Raw genomic sequence first — 20,625 nt, forward strand, 5'->3', positions numbered from 1 at the left:
TGTTGAGAAACAGCGTTTTTCCTTTTTATATTCGCTAATTGTATTAATGGACCCTGTAAAGAATATGGTCCTTTAAATTAAAATAGAAAATTATGAAAAGAACAATAATGATTTTAGCTGTTTCCTCGATGATTTTTTCCACTGTAACTTCTTGTAAAGATGCGGAAGAAAACAATGAAGAAGTCATTGAGATGACCGAAGTGGAAGAATCTTCTATGGACATGAACGACAACATGACTTCCCTGGATACTACCATGGCTGGTGAAAAGGAACTCGAAAACACAGATCTGGTTGAATCAGGTACATATACAGGTACTGCAACGATAGTAGATTCTGAGCAAAAGGAAGTTTACGTTCAACTTAACGACACCACAATAATTGAGTTGTATTTTTCTAGTGACACTCAGATAATGCGTAACGGTCAACCCGTAGCCTTTGATGTGCTCAAGCAGGGGCAAAAAGTGGAGGTTGAAGTTGAAAGAAGCGGAGAATCTCTAAAACCAATGAGGGTTTCAATCATGGGTGAATCTTAAGAAGTAGCAATAAAAGGAAGAGTCCGCAGCGAGAGCTGCGGATTTTTTTTTGCGAAAAAATAATCTGACTTAACAACTACTCAGAAAGGCCAATGCTATTTCTTCCATTAAGGAAGCGCTATTGTAACCCAAACAAATTTTAGCTAAAGGATCCGGCAATACAGAAACTTATTATCCGCTTTCTCAAATATTCAAAATCTTCTTATAGAAATTTTTGGTGTCAGCTATTTTTCCTAAATTGGCTTATGGTTAAAATGACAACAAGTCTCCGAACTATAAATAGTCAAGTATGAAATTTTTTATTGATACTGCCAACCTGGAACAGATCAGGGAGGCGCAGGAACTGGGAGTGCTGGACGGTGTAACCACAAATCCTTCCTTAATGGCCAAAGAGGGCATCAGGGGTAAAAATAACATTCTGAAGCACTATGTGCAGATCTGCGAAATAGTAGATGGAGATGTTTCCGCAGAAGTAATTGCAACAAATCTTGATGACATAATCAGGGAAGGAGAGGAACTGGCAGAACTGCACGACCAAATTGTGGTAAAGGTCCCCATGATCAGGGATGGGATCAAGGCCATAAAATATTTTTCAGATATAGGAATACGCACTAACTGCACCCTGGTCTTTTCCGCAGGGCAGGCACTTTTGGCGGCAAAAGCTGGAGCTACCTATGTTTCTCCATTTTTGGGCAGGCTGGATGATATCTCGACGGACGGACTGCAGTTAATTGCTGAAATCCGGCAGATCTATGATAACTATGAATTCGAGACCCAGATCCTCGCAGCATCTATAAGACATACCATGCACGTGGTGAACTGCGCTAAAATAGGTGCAGATGTCATAACAGGACCTCTTTCTTCAATTGACGGTCTTCTCAAACATCCCCTAACCGATAGCGGATTAGCAAAATTCCTCGAGGACGCGAAATCATTTTAAGGAGCGCTAAAAAAATACTCTGTTTTAGAGGTTCATCTTGAGGAACTGATACCTAATATAAAAATAATATATGACTTATACTTCTAAGATTTCAGCAAGATTTCTGTCTCTTTGTGTGATCCTACTTATTACCTTATCAACTCTTGGACAGGAGACCTACAAGAATCCCATCTTGGCAGGTTGGTATCCAGACCCTGCAATTACCAATGACGGGAGCGGCAATTTTTACATGGTGCACTCCACCTTTGCATTTTATCCCGGAATTCCTATTTTTCACAGTAGAGATCTGGTGAACTGGAAGCAAATTGGCAATTTGATTGATCGGCCGGACCAGATAGACCTTGAAGGCTTCGGAACATCCCGGGCCATTTTTGCGCCAGATATCAGCTATGACGACGGAATTTTCTATGTCACCTGTACTGTAGTAGATGGGAAAGGGAATTTTGTGGTCACTGCTAAAGATCCGGCAGGTCCGTGGAGCGATCCGGTGTGGTTGCCGGAAGTCATTGGTATTGATTCCGGGCTGTTCTTCGACGAGAACATATCGTACATTGTATATAACAGTGATCCGCCGAACAATGAGCCGTTGTACGACGGTCACCGCACTATCAGGATGATGGAATTCGATAAGGAAAACCTGAAGACGGTGGGAGAGGATCGTATTCTTGTGAATGGTGGTGTGGACATAAGCACCAAACCTGTTTGGGCTGAAGGTCCCAGGATCTATAAACTGAACGGGTATTACTACTTAATGACTGCGGAAGGAGGGACAGCGGTGAACCATTCCGAAATGATCTACAGGAATAAAGACATAGACGACGAATTTATTCCTTTTAAGGGCAATCCCATTCTCACCCAAAGGCATCTCGATCCGGAGCGTCAAAATCCGGTCACTTCGGCGGGACATGCAGATATTGTTCAGCATCCAAACGGGGACTGGTATGGAGTTTTTCTTGCCGTACGGCCTTATGAGGGCGATTTTTACAATACCGGAAGAGAGACTTTTATGACTCCCGTAAAATGGGAAAATGACTGGCCCATCTTTGATTTAGGAGGAGAGGAGATCAAATATGAATATCCGCTTCCGGAAGGGGTTAGCATTAATCAGGATCTATTTCCTCTTAACGGGAACTTCAAATTTACCCGGGAATTCGAAGAGGAAGAACTTGATCTTCAATGGTTGTTCCTTCGGAATCGGAAAGAAAAGTGGTTTGATCTAAAGGAGAAGGAAGGCTACCTGATCATGGCCACGCGTCCTGAGACGGTTTCAGGAACTTCAAATCCCAGCTTCATTGCCCACAGGCAGCAACATTTAACAGGGGAGGCTTCTGTTTCTATGAATTTTGAGACGAAAAAATCAAATGAAAAAGCCGGATTGATCGCGTTTCAAAATGAAACGCATTTTTATTTTATAGCTAAATCTTACGAGGGGAATTCTCCTGTTGTACAGCTATACAGGGGATCAGAAAGTGGACCTGAGTTGTTGGCCAGTGAAAAAATTTCTCCTTCAGGAAAACCTGTGGTTTTTAAGGTGGAATTCGATAAAGACATATATAAGTTCTATTACAAGACCGGTAACGAATGGAAGAACCTTGGTGGTGAGCTTTATGGAAAGTACCTAAGTACTCGTATAGCAGGTGGTTTCGTTGGAAATAATATTGGAATGTATACCACTTCCAATGGAGAGACCTCTAATAACTCGGCAGCTTTCGACTGGTTTAAATATTCGGGTGATGATGAGGTGTATCAGGAGAGTCAAAACAATTGATCTCTTCATTAAAAACAGATCCTATGAAAACTCCTAAGCTTTTCGTTGTGACAACTGCATTGGCTTGTCTGGCGGGTATTTTCATGGGATGTAAAAATGATCAGGGGAAATCTGCGGAAGTGGATTCTCCGGCACAACAAGAAAATTCAGCAATGAAAAAAGACAGTTTTGGAACTACTCCCGAAGGGAAACAGATTGGACAATATACTCTTCAAAATGAGCAGGGTATGGAAGTGAAGATCATCACCTACGGAGGACGAATAACTTCTTTAAAAGTTCCCGATAGACAAGGTAATTATGAAGATGTGGTTTTGGGCTTTAACAGCCTGGAGCAGTATGTTGAGGAGAATCCTTTTTTTGGAGCGATAATCGGCCGCTATGGGAACAGAATTGCAAAAGGGAAATTTTCTTTGGACGGACAGGAATATACTCTCGCCCGGAACAACGGGGAAAACCATCTGCATGGTGGGATAAAAGGATTTGACAATGGGATTTGGAAGGTACAGGATGCTTCAAACCAGAATAGTCTCACTTTATCTTACATCAGTGAACATTTGGAAGAAGGTTATCCCGGCCGCCTTGAAACTGTTGTGACTTACACCCTTAATGACGACAATTCCCTGGATGTAGAGTATGAAGCCACGACTGACAGAAAAACCATAGTTAATCTCACTCAGCATTCCTACTTCAATTTGTCTGGAGATTTTTCAAAGAAGATCCTGGATCATGAGGTGAGGATCAATGCCGACAGGTTTGTGCCTGTAAATGATAGCCTTATACCAACGGGAGAATTAGATTCAGTAGCCGATACTCCTTTTGATTTCAGGAAGCCCAAAACCCTGGGAAAAGAGATAAATGCTGCACATGAGCAACTGAAGATTGCAAATGGGTACGATCATACCTGGGTACTTAATGAGCAAGACAGTGGGATGCGCTTTGCTGCTTCGGCAGTTCATCCCGAATCGGGTAGAAGGCTGGAGGTTTTTACCACAGAACCCGGAATGCAACTTTACACCGGGAATTTTCTTGATGGTACTTTGCCTTTGCAACATGGAGACGGGTACTATGAGAAAAGAAGCGGCTTTTGCTTTGAAACACAACACTATCCCGATTCTCCAAATCAGGAAGATTTTCCGTCGGTAGTATTGGAGCCGGGGGAGAAGTACTCCAGTAAAACCAGTTTTAGATTTTCAGTAGAAGAATAGGGAAGAGTATCCAAAAATGACATTTTTGAAGCCTTTTTTCCGAAGATGAGAATGCACGAAGAGGGAAGGTTCAAGATAGAGAAGAGAAGGACAGCAGTGGCTAGGAGCATCAGAAGAGAGCAAGACCAGGTCAATAGAAGATTATTACCAATTATGAACTTTAGCACAAATACATATCCCTTACTAAGCCTTTTCCTCTGCATAAGCCTTGCTTTTTCAGCTAGACAAGCTGTTGGCCAAACCGCTTTTAATAGAGAACATGACGAGTTTGCTCTTAAAAATGCCTTTAAAGAAAAGTTTCTCATAGGTACAGCATTGAATACCTGGCAACTTTTAGGGAAAGAACCGGAAGCAATAGAAGTTGTAAAGCAGCACTTCAATTCTATAGTTGCCGAAAACAGCATGAAAAGTGCCCGTATTCGGCCGCGGGAAGGAGAATTCAATTTTGGAGCCGCAGATGAACTGGTGGAGTTCGGGGAGCAAAATGACATGCACATTCATGGGCATACGCTCATTTGGCATTCACAGGCACCGGACTGGTTCTTTGTAGATGTTCAGGGAAAAAAAGTCACTCCTGAAGTCCTTAAGAAACGTATGAAAGACCACATCTATACCGTAGTAGGCAGGTACAAAGGGCGGATCCATTCTTGGGACGTGGTAAACGAGGCCATAGAAGATGACGGTAGCTACCGGGAAAGTGAATTCTACAGGATTCTGGGAGAAGATTATATCAAACTGGCTTTTCAGTTTGCGCACGAAGCAGACCCTGAAGCACAACTTTTCTACAATGACTATTCCATGGCCAATCCGCGCAAACGTGCAGGGGTGGTGAAAATGGTAAAACAGCTTAAGGAGGAGGGAGTGCCGGTTCATGGCATAGGAATGCAGGGGCATATTGGCTTGAATTATCCAAATATCTTGGAGTTTGAGAAAAGTATAGAAGCATTCGGAGCTCTGGGCAAGGTAATGATCACCGAACTCGATCTCAGCGTTTTACCCTCTCCCTGGGGCGATGCCGGGGCCGAAATCTCGCAGAATTTTGATTATGAAGATAAGATGAACCCATTTCCCAAGGGTCTTCCGGAGGATGTTGAACAGCAGTTTACCAGGAGATATGTCCAGTATTTCTCCCTTTTTCTGCAACATCAGGATAAAATCTCCCGCGTAAGCCTCTGGGGTGTCAACGACGGAAATTCGTGGAAAAACAATTGGCCGGTAAGAGGGAGAACAGACTATCCGCTTTTATTCGACAGACAGAACCAGCCGAAACCTGTGGTAAAGGAACTCATTGAGTTGAGTACAAAAGAATGACATGATACACCGGGAACGGAAAAATTTTGAAAGTCTTACTCAAACGTTTGCGCAGGTAGAATTGCAAAAAAGATAAAGAAGAAGATATGAAATACAGAGAGTTGGCATTTAGGAATTTTACAACGGTTTTTACCTTGATCATCCTTCTAACCCCGAAAACGGCACTTGCGCAGAATCCGCTGATCATAGACCAGTTCACGGCAGATCCTACGGCCAGAGTTTTTAATGGAAAGTTATACGTGTTTCCTTCCCATGATATTGTGCCTCCCAAAGGGGAAGGACGTGCAGAATGGTTCAACATGGCAGATTATCACGTCTTTTCTTCTGAAAATCTAACCGATTGGACAGACCACGGAAAAATCCTGGATCAAAAGGATGTTCCGTGGGGCGATCCCACGGCTTATAGTATGTGGGGCCCCGATGCGGTATCCAAAAATGGAAAATATTACTTCTATTTTCCCACCAGGATCAAAGGTGCCGCGAATGGTGAAAAGGGCTTTTCCATTGGGGTAGCCATAGCAGATAAGCCTGAAGGTCCTTACAAGCCACAGCCAAACCATATTCATGGTGTGGAAGGAATAGATCCAAATGTTTTTATAGATAATGATGGGCAGGCTTACCTGTACTGGTCCCGAGGCGAGATCTTCGGTGCGAAACTGAATGATAATATGCTGGAGCTGGCTTCAGAAATAAAAACTTTTGAGGAGATCCCTCAAAAAGGGCATATAGAAGGGCCTTTTGTATTTGAACGTAACGGGATCTATTATATGACCTATCCCCATGTGGCTAATAATACCGAAAGAATTGAATATGGAGTTTCGGATAACCCCATGGGACCATTCACCCATAGAGGAGTTGTCATGGATGAGTCTGCTTCAGGTACCTGGACGAATCATCATTCGATTGTTAGTTATAAAGATCAATGGTATTTATTTTATCACGACAATGATCTGTCTCCCGATTTTGACAAAAACCGCTCCATTCGTGCGGACAGCTTGTTTTTTGAGGACAATGGAAATATTAAAAAAGTAGTTCCTACCAAACGCGGAGTGGGAGTTACTTCCAGCAATTCTGAAATTCAAATCGACCGTTATAGTGCAAAAAGTAATTACGGAGCTGCCGCAGTTTTCTTGGACCGGCTTGATCCCTTTCAAGGCTGGAAAATGGTAATAAATAAACCTGATGCCTGGGTTAGGTATAACAGGGTAGTCTTCGGTAAAGAAGGTCCGAAAGAAGTAAAGCTGAAGGCAAGATCCTTAACCGGCGGTACTGTGGTACTAAAACTGGCAGGTGAGGACCAAAAGGAGATTTCTAGAGTTGCCATTCAAAAAGGGGGAAATTGGAATGTTTTTTCAGCGCCGGTAGAAAAGGAGGTAGAAGGTATTCAGGATCTTATAGTGCAGTTGAAGGAAGGTGATGGCGTGGAGGTGGATTGGGTGAAATTCAACTAAGATCATCCTCAAGAATTCATCACAAGCACCTGAAAAAATATGAGATGATCAATAGAGGAAATTTTTCACAATCGATTTTCAAAATACCTCTTCAGAAAAAAAAGTTGTTAAAAATTTTGAAATTTCAAAACTCCTTTGCTGTTGGCAGATGATTAAAGGGTTTTGGTGCCGTAAAGTGCTGTAATGCTTCAAATTTCGTACAATTTTGCAACAAATGTGCTACTAAATTTTAGCAGTTGAAGCTATGTTTATAAGATAATTATTTTTTAGATTTAACCCATATTTAAGAAATCAATCGATTTCGTAAATGTTAAAAATTCAATGCCATTACGAGGCAGGATATTTTACTTAATACTTAATTAATAAAGATTGAAGATGACAAATTATTTACTTCGCGAATTTTGCTCCAGGACACGAAGTTTTACTTTTTTGGTTCTTTTGAGCTTAATGAGTTTTACTGCAGTCGGTCAAAGTACAGTGACAGGGACGGTCACCGATGAAAATGGTCCCATGCCCGGAGTTACCGTCCTACTTAAGGGAACAACTAATGGAGTGGTGACCGATTTTGATGGAAACTACACTATTGATAATGTTCCTGCCAACGGAACTCTTGTTTATAGTTACGTAGGTTTTGTAACTGAAGAAATTACCGTGAATGGCCAGTCGGAAATCAATGTTACTCTTATTCAGGATGTCTCTGCTTTGGATGAAGTGGTGGTAGTAGGTTATGGAACAATGAAAAAGAGTGATGTGACAGGAGCTGTGGTTTCGGTTTCGGCTGATGCATTAGAGGAGTCTGTGTCCACTACGGTAGACCAGGTGCTTCAGGGGCGAGCTGCCGGAGTGCAAATTCAGCAGAACAGTGGGGCTCCGGGAGGAAGCTCTTCGATAAGAATTCGTGGGATAAGTTCCATAACAGGTTCCAACGAGCCCATTTTCGTTATCGACGGAGTAATCGTGGATAGTAATACCGGCCAGGGAGGGCAAAATGCTTTTGCATCTATCAACCCTTCAGATATTGAATCCATAGATATCTTAAAGGATGCTTCTGCTACGGCAATTTATGGGTCCAGGGCTGCTAACGGGGTTATTTTGATCACTACAAAGAGAGGCCGGGCAGGTGAAATGAGGGTAAATCTGGATACCTACGTAGGTTTTCAGGAATTACCAAAACACCTGGATATGCTAAACCTGCGAGAGTACGCTATTCATAAAAATACCAGAGCCGAACTGGGCATTGTTGAGCAGGATCCCTTTTTTATTCGTCCGGAGTTGCTGGGAGAAGGAACTGACTGGCAGGATGAAATGTTTGACAGGGCTATGATGGAAAGCTATAATGTTTCTGTCTCTGGTGGAAACGAAAAAAACAATTATTCCATGAGTATTGGATATCTTGATCAGGAAGGTATTGCGTTGGGCTCTTCTTTTGATCGTTTGAACCTTCGGGGTCTATTCGATACACAGGTGAAAGATTATCTAAAGACCGGGATAAATTTTGCTTTCAGTAATATTAACCAGAATACTACATTTTCAGACCAGTCGTTGATTCTCACCGCTTTAAAGCAAACGCCAAATGTGGCGGTGCGCAATGCAGAAGGAACCTTCGACGGTCCTGTAACAGACGAATTCGTGCAGAATAACCCTGTAGGTTTAGCCAGTATTAGAGAAAACAGGAGTGAAAGTGCCGGGATAAGGGCAAATACTTATGCGGAGCTTGAGATCATTGAAGGTCTAAAGTTGAGATCGGAGTACTCCCTGGATTACGGAATATATAATGGATATACTTTTAATCCTTCCTATACTTTTGGGGCCATTGTGAACGATGTTCGTGAAGGAAGTAGAACAAAAAATTATAATGAATACTACAACTTCCGTAACATCTTAACCTACGACCGTACTTTTGGAGATCACAGTATTAACACTATGCTGGGACAGGAGTACCAGGAATCTTTCTGGGAAGGTTTATACGGTTACCGCACAGGATATCTTACAAATGGAGCTACCGATCTCAATGCTGGTGATGCCACAACTGCCAGAAATTCCAATTCCAGTTTCAAAAGTGCACTTAGCTCTTATTTTGGACGGGCCTTCTATTCCTATGATGACAGGTATTTATTGACAGCCACTTTAAGGTATGATGGTTCTTCTAAATTTAGCGAGGATAATCGTTGGGGTTGGTTCCCATCGGCAGCATTGGCCTGGAGAATTTCCAATGAGGATTTTCTTAGAGACAATGAATACATTAATAACTTGAAGCTGCGTTTAGGATATGGAGCTGTGGGTAACCAGAGTGTGCCTAATTTTGCCTTCACTTCTATTTATGGAGCCTCTGCCACTCCTTTTGGAACCGGGCTTTTGGCTGCAAATACTGCAAACCCAGACCTGCAGTGGGAAACTACATATTCCAGCAATGCCGGTATTGATCTTTACATGTTCAATAACCGTATTGAGTTTATTGCAGATGTATACTACAAGAAAACAGAAGACCTACTTCTTCTTGCTCCCTATCCAGATTATTCGGGAACTTCAGGTGTAGGTGCTACTTCTGCGCCATATGTGAACATTGGATCTTTGGAAAACAAGGGTGTTGAGCTGACTCTTAATACTGTAAACATCGATTCTGATAACTTTGCCTGGAAATCAAACTTTGTTTTTACCCTCAACAGAAACGAAGTGCTTTCCCTGGCCACCGAAACCGGGATTCTTAACAGAACTCTTCAGCAAGGTTCAGATGTCACCATTGTTACAAGAACTGCAGTTGGTAAGCCTATAGCTCAATTCTATGGTTATAAAGTTATTGGGCGTTTTGAAGATGCTACCGATTTCTACTACAGAAATGAGGCCGGAGAGGTTGTTCCAACGGCCTTGCCGGAAGGAATGGAAATTGGAGAAAATGGAGTGTGGATTGGAGATTACATTTTTAAAGACATTAACGGTGACGGAGTAATTAATGAACAGGACAGGGATTATATTGGAAACCCATTGCCAGATTTCACTTTTGGTATAGCAAATACCTTTAGATATAAGAATTTTGATCTAAATGTTCAACTGTCAGGAGTCTACGGAAATGAGATTGTAAATTATCAGAGAAGATTTTTAGAAAACCCAAGGGAAAATACCAACTTGCTGCAATCGGCTCTTGGTTATGCCCAACTGGCCTTAATAGATCCTAATGGTCCAAACGATTACCGCAACGTGCAGATCGTTGGAGGTGATCCATATATGCCAAGAATAGCGGCATCATCTGCAGCTTCGACTTCGAATTTCAGGTTTAGTGACAGGTTCCTTGAAGATGGTTCCTATTTGAGGATTCAGAACATCTCCTTTGGCTATAGATTACCAGCCGATTGGATTGAACGATTTGGATTATACAGCATGAAGGCATATACCAATCTTCAGAATGTTTACACTTTTACAGATTACTCTGGCTATGATCCCGAAGTAGGAGCAATTAACCAGGATGCCCTTTTAACAGGTATTGATAATGGCCGTTATCCCTCCCCTAGAATTTATACGGTAGGTTTAAATGTCAACTTTTAAAAAAATGATGATTATGAAAAATATAGTTAAAACACTTTTTGTGGCGGGTCTCCTTGTTGGCTCCTACGGCTGTAGTCTTGATGTAGAGCCGAATGATCAAATTGCAAAAGAGAATTTCTTCAAATCTGAACAGGATTTCCAGGCTGCAACTGCACCTCTTTATAACAAGGTATGGTTTTCATTCAATGATAAATTTTACTTTGGTCTGGGTGATGGAAGGTCTTATAATTTGTATGCCCCTTATTCAGACTACATTTATCCTTTCAGCGATTTAACTGAGACCGGTCTTACCGGGCCGCTGGTGGAGGCATGGAGATCTCTGTACGTGGTAATTCAGCAGTCCAATAATACTATTGAGGCTATAAGGCAAAGTAATGTTAGTGAAGACATAAAAAATCAGTACATAGCCGAGGCAAGATTCATGCGAGGAACGGCCTACTGGTATGTTGCTTCATTATGGGGAGATGCTATTATTACCACAAGTCAGTCAGAAATCATTAGTAATCCATTGATCCCGAAGAGCCCAAGAACCGATGTGTTTGAGTTTGCATTGAGGGATCTGGAATTTGCTGCTAAGTATTTACCCGAAACAGCAGGACAGGCTGGGCGGCTAACAAAATATGCAGCTTATGGAATGCTGTCCCGAGTATATCTCTCATATTCCGGACTTGTTGATGGCCCCAACAGTGGTACGAGAGATCAGGAACTTCTTGACCTGGCAAAAATGGCTGCTGCCAAGGCTATTAATGAAGGACCTTATGCTTTGATGGGTGACTACGCCGACTTGTTTAAAGTCGAAAATAATAACAATTCAGAATCAATGTTTGCGCTGCAGTGGGTACCAAATGGAGATTGGGGAGTGAATAATACACATCAGGCATACTTTGCACTAAATTCTGAAATAACCGGGGATGATGCGGCCTGGGGAGCCTGGACGAGAGCCTCATATGACGTTTTGTTGGAATATGAACAGAATGACCAGCGTCGCGAAGCCACCTGGATGGCTGATGGAGACTTTTATCCTGAGATCAACAAAGCAAATGGAGGTTATTTGGTCGAACATGAAAACACTTATCTCAATGTAAAGAAAGGAGTTGTGGGTTCAACTAAAGACAACCCGGCTACTTCAAGAATGAATTCCGGCTTGAATACTTATATGCTAAGGCTGGGGGAAGTTTACCTGAACTATGCCGAGGCAGTGTTAGGAAACAACGCCTCTACAAGTGACGCAACTGCACTTATGTATGTCAATGAACTTCGCGAAAGAGCAGGTTTGGATCCTAAATCCAGTCTTACCTTCGCAGATCTTCTACATGAGCGCCGGGTAGAATTGGCAATGGAAGGTCAGTTCTGGTACGATTTGGTGAGATGGTCCTATTATGAACAACAGGAAGTAATAAATTACATTGACAATCAGGATCGGGCTACCATTCTTCCTTTCACCTATAATGCCGCAACCAATACTGTAACGATTGATGAGACAGTTGACGCTACGACACGTGCGGTGGGAGATGCTGATGCCAGTATATTCTTTTTGCCTTATCCTGAATCTGAAGTTGTGCAAAATCCACTTCTAAGAGAAGAGGCTGTTCCTTACGAGTTTACTGAAGAAAGAATTACAGATGAACTATTCCAGTAAGAAATTATATAACATTAAAATCAAATAAAATGAAGAATAAAAGTATAAACAAGAGTTGGTGGCAGTGGAGAGCCATGCTGGGAGTTCTTCTGTGGAGTTTTCTCTTCACGGCCTGTTCTACCGATGATGATACCAGCGATAGTGAAATAGTTGTAGACGCGGTCTACCTGCAGGATGTAGATTCAAATGTACCCGACAGGGAAGTAGAATTTGCAAGACTTGGGCAGTTATTGCGCCTTGAGGGATCGGGTTTCACCGGTATGAGAAGAGTTTATATCAACGGCTTTCAAACAGATTTTAATCCTGTTTATGTCTCAGACAATTCAATGTTGATCCGGGTGTCGTCAGACACTCCTGTTTCGGAGGCTCCTGAAGATGAACGTAACACCATTCGTTTGGTAAAGGACAATACTGAAACGGTAATTAATTTTGAAATACGCTCTTCGGCACCAACAATTACAGGTGTTTCACACACGCTACCTAATGCGGGTGAAGAAATCACCGTTTATGGTACAGGTTTAATGGAGGTGAGTCGGGTAGTTTTTCCTGGTGATGTTGAAGTTACTAGCGGAATTACTTACGATGAAGAAGATGGGGAATTCTTTACTGTAACCGTTCCTGAAGGAGTTGCAGACGAAGGCGGTTCGATTTATGTTGAAACCGCCAATGGGGTAGCATATTCTCCTGCCTTTTTTAATTTCGAGCCCGGTATACTTTTGAACTTTGACGGGAAAGGTGTCATGGGAGAATGGGGAACCAATCTCACCCGGGAAGATCTCCGGTCTGAAGTGGTCGGGGAAGGTCATGTTTCTCAGGGCAACTATATTCCTCATGGTCCTGCGGAAGGTGAAACCTATGCCGCCGCTAAAAATCGCTTATCTGAGGTCTGGACATCAGGCGAAGAAAACTGGCGATCTCAACTTACTCCCATAATTCCAGCCGATACTCCATTGGACCAGGTGGCTTTCCAATTTGATGTCTTTGTTCCTGAAGCATGGGCAGATAGCGGATACTTAAAAATTATGTTGATAAACAACTTCAACGGTGGTGAATGGAGTGGAGGAGTGTACAATTACGTTCCATGGATCGTTGACGGGGAGGTAGTGCCTTTTGAACCCGAAGGTTGGACCACAGTCACCATTCCTCTAACAGACTTCTATATGTTTAGTGATGGAGGTGATCACACCTTTGAAGATGTATTGGCATATCGTGAAGCGGCTACCTATAAGAACTTTGGGATCTTCTTTGAAAACTCCGATTTTAATCTTAATCAGCTGCCGGGGTACACTGCCGATGTGGAATTCCCTTCTTCTGAAACTTCTGTGCAGGTTTATACAGATAACTGGCGTATTGTTTCTTTAGAAACTCCAATAGTTACCGATTTTCCTGAATAACTATAAATAATTAAGAGATGAAAAAAATTAAGATATTATCTGTTTTTGTTCTTTGCTCTCTCCTGTTTCCATCCTGTGAAAGAGAAATTATGGAGTGGGAGGAGAGACCTGAAGATGAAAGGGTGACACGTGCAGAATTGCCATTGGAACTGGCAGAAAAAATAGAAAGATATGAGCCGCTAAAGACCTATGCCGATTATGTATTGGGTGCAGGTATAGGAATGGACCTTTACATGAATGATGAGGTTTACAGGAATATAGTAAACGAGAACTTTGATGAAGTCACTGTAGGTTACGCCATGAAACACGGCGCTATGGTGAATGCACAGGGCGAAATAAACTTTGCACCTGTTGATGCTTTCATTGCAGAAGCTACAGACGCAGGGTTGAGCATATATGGTCATACTCTTGTATGGCATTCCAATCAAAACGCGAGTTACCTAAACAGCTTAATAGCACCCACGGTAATACCCGGATCAAGTGGGTCTAATGCTTTGGATATTTCGGGCTTACAAGACGGCAGCTTTACCGGTTGGAATAAAAACAACCCGGGGAATGGTATAACTGTTGTTGAAGGAGAAGGTCTGGGAGACAACAGTAAAGCAATTAAACTTGTTGCCGGCTCAGGTGCTGCAAACCCGTGGGATCTCCAGTTAGCAAGTCCACAAATCCCTGTAGTTTCCGGCCATGAATATGAAGTGTCATTTTATATAAGATCTGATCAACCTGGTAAGGGAAGAATTTCCTTTAGCGGCCTATCGAACAATTATCCATGGCTTGACTGGTATAATACTGGTGGGGATTGGACCGAAGCTTTTGAGACAACTTCTCAATGGCAGCAGGTGAAATTTGTCGTAAGCGATTTTACCGGAACAAACTTTAGTATGTTTCTGGACCTGGGTTATCTGCCCGGCGTCACTTATTATGTCGACGTTGACAGCTTTAATGTGGTGGATCTTGACGCGGAGGCCGAAGTAGTCAATCTGATAGCTAACGGTGATTTCGAAAATGGAACACTAGACGGCTGGAACGGTTGGGGAAATGAGTCTACCCGATCAGTTTCTGCAGAAGGAGAAGGCTATAACAGTACTTATGCTATGGTTTTGACGAATCCTTCTGAAGCCCAGTTATGGGAGGCACAACAGCTTTATACTTTAAACGAACCACTGGAGCAGGGAACAGAATATACTGTATCTTTTTATGTCAAAGCAGATGTACCGGCAACTATTCAATTTCAGTTACAAAATCCTGATTATGCAGCCGATTATTCCGGTGGTATTGATGTTGGAACCACCTGGCAACAAGTGGTAAGAACAATTACCCCAACTACAGCAGACCGTAATAAACTTGTCTTCGATTTTGGACAGACTCCGGCAACTCTTTACATTGACGATGTGGTGCTGACTTCGGGCGAAGTAGCTGCAGGCTCTCCTCCAATAATAGTAGAAATGACCGATGAAGAAAAAGCTGAAGTCATAGGTGATGCAATGGAGCATTGGATCACCGAGATGGTAACCCGTTATACAGATGACGTAACGGCCTGGGATGTTGTTAATGAGCCGATGAAAGAGGGTGGAAGCCTTCGTGACGGTAACGTAACAGATGCGGCGAGCGATCATTTTTACTGGCAGAAGTATCTTGGAAAGGATTATGCGGTGACGGCTTTCAAACTGGCGCGCGAGCATGCTGAGCCATCTGATGTACTTTTTATTAACGACTATAACCTTGAGGCCAGTATGGCAAAACTCGACGGATTGATAGATTATGTTAACTACATCGAAAGCCAGGGTGCTACAGTTGATGGAATTGGTACCCAAATGCACGTGGGTCTTTATACCAGCAGAGAAGACATTGTTGAAATGTTCCAGAAACTTGCAGCTACCGGGAAAATCATCAAAGTTTCAGAACTTGATGTAAGACTCGGTACGGCCTCTCCAACAACCGAGCAATTAGCAGATCAAGCTGATATGTACCGGTTCATCTTTGATTCCTATAGAGAATATATTCCTGCTGCTCAGCGCTACGGAATAACCATCTGGGGTGTTTCAGATCACGAAAAGGAGCACGAATTCTGGTTGCCCGATGAATCTCCTAACCTTTGGGATGCCAACTATGAAAGAAAACATGCCTACAAGGGAGTTGCAGACGGCTTGGCCGGTAGAGACGTAAGTGAAGATTTTACAGGAGAATTGGAATACTAGGGTTTGAATTAGCTTAGCTTCAATTAACTTCTCAAAAAAACCGGGTTCTGGCCCGGTTTTTTTGTTTGCTTATTTTTAGATAGGAACAGGTGAACACTGTTCAAAATGAACTTCCTAAAATGCCATTTTTGAGGCACCTTTTTTAAGGAGTGTGGTAAATGTTATTTTTTGAAAGGCTATTTCGCCAGTTTTTGAAATCCGGATCACACATTGATGCTGACTCCCCTATAGAACCACCAGTTGGCACATCTCAACCAACCAAAGCTGGAAACTTAAGGTAAGGTAAGGCTCAAAAAAGATTTGTTCAGGAGCTGAATAACTTGATTTTAAAGACGCATTCCCCTGGCATTTAATTTTATTCTTCCTTCAGTTCCTTTGGAAGAATACCAAAATGAGATTTAAAACATTTCGAGAAATAGGAGGGGGAAGAGAATCCTACAGCATAACTTATCTCACTTACTGAGGATGCACTTTCTTCAAGCAGTTCTTTGGCTCGTTCCAGGCGAATCTTTCGAATGAGTTCATTGGCGGTAAGCCCCGTGAGGGTTTTAATCTTCCGGTAAAGCTGGCTTCTACTGAGATTAAATTCCTTCGCAAGCTTCTCTACATTAAGATTAGTTTCTTTGATGTTTTGGCGGGTGTACCTTATGATCTCCAGGATAAATTGTTGATCTAAAGAAATGGAGCCGGGCTCTGTTTCGGCCTTTTTAAAATCTCCAATATATTTTGAGTACAAGAGAGCTCTTGTGGAAAGCAGCTGTTTTAACTGAGACCGCATCACTTTCATCTCGAATGGCTTCGTCAGGTAAACATCGGCTCCCGCCTCCAGTCCTTCTATCAGGTCGTCAGATTGTGATTTTGCCGTCAACATAAGAACAGGAATATGGCTGGTTTTAATGTTCTTCTTAAGCTGGGAACAGAATTCAATTCCGCTCATATTGGGCATCACAACATCAGTAACCACCACATCCGGCAGGTATTTATCGGCCTTTTCGATGGCCTCTATTCCGTCTAGTGCGGTCAACACGCGGTAATCAAAAGAAAGTTCCTCCTGCAAGTAGGATCTGAGTTCAAGGTTATCCTCTACTAGTAAAAGAGTTTTCTTGTGTTGCTTCTCGAATTCTGGCTTTGCAAGTTCATGTGCTCTAGTCTCGTGTTTCTGATAAGCTGTTTCTGGGTCTATGACCTCCGCCACAGTGGATAAGGTTTTATTCAGGGGAAGCAGAATTGTGAACTTGGTGCCAACTCCTGATTCACTTTCTACTTTAATGTCACCTTTGTGCAGTTCCACAAAGCTCTTTACCACCTCCAGGCCTATTCCCGTTCCACTGTAGTATTGTTCATTAAGATCCTTTATCTGATAAAAGCGCTCAAATATTTTATCCAGTTCTTCCGTTGGAATTCCTTTTCCTGTATCCTCAATGCTAATTTCAAGGGCCTCTAGTGGAAGATCTTCATCGGTAAGTCTGAAGTGATGTTCTTGTTTTATAGCGACGGCTAAGGTGATTATCCCATTATTCGGGGTGCTTTTAAACGCATTGGAAAGAAGGTTAAACAGGATCTTCTCAAGTTTACCTTTGTCTGCCCGGATCATAATATTTTTATTTTCAGATTCGAGGGTCAGGGCAATATTCCGCTGTTGAGCCTCTTCTCTGAAGTATTCCAGACTTTCCTCCAGCAGTGAATTAATTCTAAATTCGGAAATCTTCAAAGGGATTTCATCAAGCTGAAGTTTTCTGAAGTCCATTAATTCATCAACAAGCCTTTTTAGCCTCACAGTGTTCTTATTGATAATATTGAGTTTTCTTTTCAGCTTCTCCGGAAGGATGTCATTATGCAGTATGTCCTGAAGCGGACTCAAGATAAGAGTTAACGGCGTACGAAATTCGTGAGAGATATTGGTAAAAAACTGGATCTTCTTATCGTTCAAAACTTCTTCCTGGAGGTGCCTTTCCCGTTCCTGTTCAATTAGACGTTTGTGTTTTATACGGGAATTAAAATATCGATAGAAGAGGAAACATAACCCTAGAATAAGAAGGATATAACCGGTTATAGCAAGGTTGGTAAACCACCAGGGACGAAGGATGGTTATTTGAACGGAGGCAGGTTCCGCTCCCCAAATTCCATCGCTGTTGGCTGCTTTTACCTTAAATGTATAATCACCTGCCGGAAGGTTTGTATAAGTAGCACTTCTGGTATTTTGAACATAGTTCCATTTGTCTTCAAAGCCCTGGAGGTAATAGGCAAAATAAATTTTTTCGGGTCTTGTAAAGTCAATAGATGCAAAGTCTATGGTGAAGACAGATTGGGAATGGTGCAGTTCTATTTTTCTGGTTTGAGAAATAACCTTGTCTAAGGGAGAAGCTTCCTCTCCAGGCTTGACAGATTGGTTGAAAATCTTTAAATCGGTAAAATAGACTTTTGAAGGGCTATTGTTACTAGTCAATTGTGCAGGATTAAAAAAATTCACCCCTTCGTAGGAACCAAAATAGAGTGTGCCATCCCGGTCTTTATAAACTGCACTGTTATTAAAATCATTGCTGAGCAAACCATCATTGATTGTGAAGTTCTTGATGCTATTGTTGGTTCTGTCCAGCTTTGCCAGCCCATTATTTCCTGCTGCCCAAATGTTGCCCTCATTATCCTGAACAACCGAGGAAACTGTTAATTTATCCAGGCCATCTTCAGGTTTGATCCACGAAAAACGGTCTGTTTTCATATCATAAGTGGAAAGTCCCGCCCCATCTGTACCTATCCAGATCCTTTGGGAGGAGTCTTCATAGATATCGAGAACCTGACTATCAAAGGATCTTTTTCCCGCCCCTGCGTAAAATCTCCCCGACATCACCTCCAGAAAATATTTCCCATTCTGGATTTTAAGCCTGAAAAGCCCCGGATTACCTCCTATCCAAAGCTGGTCCTGACTGTCGACATATACTTTCCTTACATTGCTATAACTTATCCTTTCACGTAGGAATGGCTCCTGATCATACACGGAAAACTTACCCGATCGAGGATCATAGGAATGAAGGCCTCTGGAAAAGGTACCTATCCATATTGTTCCCTTTGAATCTTCCGTGAAACTGAGAATTCTGTTAGTGGCTATTTCTCCCTCTGTATTTTCGATGTTATAGTTAATGAATGAAGTCGATCCTTTCTTCAATAGGTAGATCCCATGATCCCAGGTACCCACCCAGATATTCCCTTTACTGTCCTTAAAAAGGGTCTGAACATCGGGAGAATGAAGTCCACTGGCGACATTGTTCCTATTATTAAGCAAATGAGTAAAAGAATGAGATTGGGGGTGATAAACATCAATTCCGCCTCCATCCATTCCTATCCAAGTTCTGCCTTTTTCATCCTTCAATATTCCGGTTACTGAGTTAGCCTGGAGGGTGTTGGAATTGTTCAACTTACTTTCAATATCTGCAAATTTGTCGCTTAGACGATCGTAGACTGCCACTCCATTATTGTAATAGCCAATCCATATCCGTTCCTGATGGTCCAGGAATAGAGACCAGATAGAGTTTGATTTTATGCTTTTGTCGTCATCTTTGGTGCTTAAATACTGCTTGAGAATTTTTCCATGTCTGTCCAACTCAAACATTCCATCGTTTTCTGTTCCACATAACATTGTTTTTCGTGGAGTAGCCAAAAGAGATAAAATCCTTTTTGAGGTGATGGGAAAATGCTGAATCACATAGCGGCCATTTTCATTGCCCTCAATCCTGTACAGACCTTGTGTGGTAGTGCCAACCCAAAGTGTTCCGTATTGGTCAACGGCAAAGCTTTGTACATGGGCAGTAATTCTTTCCCTACCATTCAAAGTCATAAAGGTGAGAGGATAGAGTTTATTCTGTTCTTTATCAAATTCAAAAAGACCTCGGTCTGTTCCTACAACAATCCTATGATCAAAATGTGCAAAATCGTTGATAAGGAAATTCCTAATTTCACTAACTCCTTCTATTTCGACAGAAAAAGATTCTAATGATTGAGAGTTTACTCGAAAAATCCCATCTTCATGAGTTCCCACTAAAAGTTCATCAACTCCGAGATTCAGGATAGAATGCACTGCTGGTTCTATTCCTTCTTCTGTCATGGGGATGTGCAGAAAGTTGTCCAGATCTCTGTTGTAAAGATCAAGACCCATTTCTGTGCCTACCCACAACCTGTTCTTTTCATCTACAAAAGTGGCGTGGACAAGAGAATTGCTCAGGCTAGTGCTGTCCTTTTCTCTGTATTGGTAGATAGCATAGTCAAGACCGTCATACCGGTTTAGACCGAGGCCGTTGGTGCCCATCCAAATGAATCCCTGTTGGTCTTGCGAAATGGTGGCCACGGCCCTTTGCGTGGGAATGTTGGATAGATCCTCGAATTGATATTTCTGAAGTGGCTTTTCCTGACCAAAGCAGAAGGCAACGTAAAGAAAAAAGAGAAAGAAAAGGAAGTAGGGTCTTTTAGAATAGCTGACTTGAACTTTTTGACAGCTGTTTGCAAACCGCCAAATCAGAATGGCTGCAAAAGATATTTTTGGAAATAGCTGTCTACTCATAACAAGCATTCTTATGGGGTAGGGAACAGGTTAATCTGTTATTACTAGTTTACCTCAATTTTTCTCCTCTAACCAATGGATATTGATAACC

Annotated in this window: 11 protein-coding genes; 10 read left to right on the forward strand and 1 reads right to left on the reverse strand. The window is 42.1% G+C overall.

Annotated features, from left to right (window positions below):
• Positions 1–92: 92 nt before the first annotated feature.
• The 10 genes from VR862_RS14315 to VR862_RS14360 all read left to right on the forward strand — a co-directional run bounded on the left by VR862_RS14315 (position 93) and on the right by VR862_RS14360 (position 15,982).
• On the forward strand, positions 93–533 hold the full coding sequence (locus tag VR862_RS14315; RefSeq protein ID WP_324721693.1) for a hypothetical protein: 441 nt from the start codon (positions 93–95) through the stop codon (positions 531–533).
• Between the two features lie 289 nt (positions 534–822).
• Complete coding sequence (fsa, locus tag VR862_RS14320) at positions 823–1,473, forward strand: fructose-6-phosphate aldolase (protein ID WP_324721694.1); 651 nt, start codon at positions 823–825, stop codon at positions 1,471–1,473.
• A 70-nt stretch (positions 1,474–1,543) separates the two neighbouring features.
• Positions 1,544–3,241 carry a glycoside hydrolase family 43 protein gene (locus VR862_RS14325; protein ID WP_324721695.1) on the forward strand — a complete coding sequence of 566 codons (1,698 nt, stop codon included), beginning with the start codon at positions 1,544–1,546 and terminating at the stop codon, positions 3,239–3,241.
• Positions 3,242–3,264: 23 nt separating this feature from the next.
• On the forward strand, positions 3,265–4,446 hold the full coding sequence (locus VR862_RS14330) for an aldose epimerase family protein (protein ID WP_324721697.1): 1,182 nt from the start codon (positions 3,265–3,267) through the stop codon (positions 4,444–4,446).
• A gap of 153 nt (positions 4,447–4,599) precedes the next feature.
• Positions 4,600–5,757, forward strand: a complete 1,158-nt coding sequence (locus VR862_RS14335) for an endo-1,4-beta-xylanase (RefSeq protein WP_324721698.1) — start codon at positions 4,600–4,602, stop codon at positions 5,755–5,757.
• Between the two features lie 86 nt (positions 5,758–5,843).
• Entirely contained in the window at positions 5,844–7,208 is a 1,365-nt protein-coding gene (locus VR862_RS14340; protein WP_324721699.1) for a family 43 glycosylhydrolase, read from the forward strand.
• A 375-nt stretch (positions 7,209–7,583) separates the two neighbouring features.
• Positions 7,584–10,748 carry a SusC/RagA family TonB-linked outer membrane protein gene (locus tag VR862_RS14345; protein WP_324721700.1) on the forward strand — a complete coding sequence of 1,055 codons (3,165 nt, stop codon included), beginning with the start codon at positions 7,584–7,586 and terminating at the stop codon, positions 10,746–10,748.
• A 13-nt stretch (positions 10,749–10,761) separates the two neighbouring features.
• Positions 10,762–12,387: a RagB/SusD family nutrient uptake outer membrane protein gene (locus VR862_RS14350; RefSeq protein ID WP_324721701.1), complete on the forward strand. Its 1,626-nt coding sequence runs from the start codon at positions 10,762–10,764 to the stop codon at positions 12,385–12,387.
• Between the two features lie 29 nt (positions 12,388–12,416).
• Entirely contained in the window at positions 12,417–13,781 is a 1,365-nt protein-coding gene (locus tag VR862_RS14355; protein ID WP_324721702.1) for a glycan-binding surface protein, read from the forward strand.
• A 17-nt stretch (positions 13,782–13,798) separates the two neighbouring features.
• A complete protein-coding gene (locus tag VR862_RS14360; protein ID WP_324721703.1) occupies positions 13,799–15,982 on the forward strand; it encodes an endo-1,4-beta-xylanase in 2,184 nt (727 codons plus the stop codon).
• A 355-nt stretch (positions 15,983–16,337) separates the two neighbouring features.
• Here VR862_RS14360 and VR862_RS14365 read toward each other — a convergent pair whose 3' ends face one another.
• Positions 16,338–20,534: a hybrid sensor histidine kinase/response regulator transcription factor gene (locus tag VR862_RS14365; RefSeq protein ID WP_324721704.1), complete on the reverse strand. Its 4,197-nt coding sequence runs from the start codon at positions 20,532–20,534 to the stop codon at positions 16,338–16,340.
• Positions 20,535–20,625 lie beyond the last annotated feature (91 nt).

The organism is Salinimicrobium aquimaris, assembly GCF_035607535.1.
In the GTDB taxonomy this organism is placed as follows: Bacteria; Bacteroidota; Bacteroidia; order Flavobacteriales; family Flavobacteriaceae; genus Salinimicrobium.

Excerpts from the sequence above, each read along its gene's own strand:
- VR862_RS14315 (WP_324721693.1), top strand. The coding sequence starts at position 93 with ATGAAAAGAACAATAATGATTTTAGCTGTTTCCTCGATGATTTTTTCC.
- fsa (WP_324721694.1), top strand. The coding sequence starts at position 823 with ATGAAATTTTTTATTGATACTGCCAACCTGGAACAGATCAGGGAGGCG.
- VR862_RS14325 (WP_324721695.1), top strand. The coding sequence starts at position 1,544 with ATGACTTATACTTCTAAGATTTCAGCAAGATTTCTGTCTCTTTGTGTG.
- VR862_RS14330 (WP_324721697.1), top strand. The coding sequence starts at position 3,265 with ATGAAAACTCCTAAGCTTTTCGTTGTGACAACTGCATTGGCTTGTCTG.
- VR862_RS14335 (WP_324721698.1), top strand. The coding sequence starts at position 4,600 with ATGAACTTTAGCACAAATACATATCCCTTACTAAGCCTTTTCCTCTGC.
- VR862_RS14340 (WP_324721699.1), top strand. The coding sequence starts at position 5,844 with ATGAAATACAGAGAGTTGGCATTTAGGAATTTTACAACGGTTTTTACC.
- VR862_RS14345 (WP_324721700.1), top strand. The coding sequence starts at position 7,584 with ATGACAAATTATTTACTTCGCGAATTTTGCTCCAGGACACGAAGTTTT.
- VR862_RS14350 (WP_324721701.1), top strand. The coding sequence starts at position 10,762 with ATGAAAAATATAGTTAAAACACTTTTTGTGGCGGGTCTCCTTGTTGGC.
- VR862_RS14355 (WP_324721702.1), top strand. The coding sequence starts at position 12,417 with ATGAAGAATAAAAGTATAAACAAGAGTTGGTGGCAGTGGAGAGCCATG.
- VR862_RS14360 (WP_324721703.1), top strand. The coding sequence starts at position 13,799 with ATGAAAAAAATTAAGATATTATCTGTTTTTGTTCTTTGCTCTCTCCTG.
- VR862_RS14365 (WP_324721704.1), bottom strand. The coding sequence starts at position 20,534 with ATGAGTAGACAGCTATTTCCAAAAATATCTTTTGCAGCCATTCTGATT.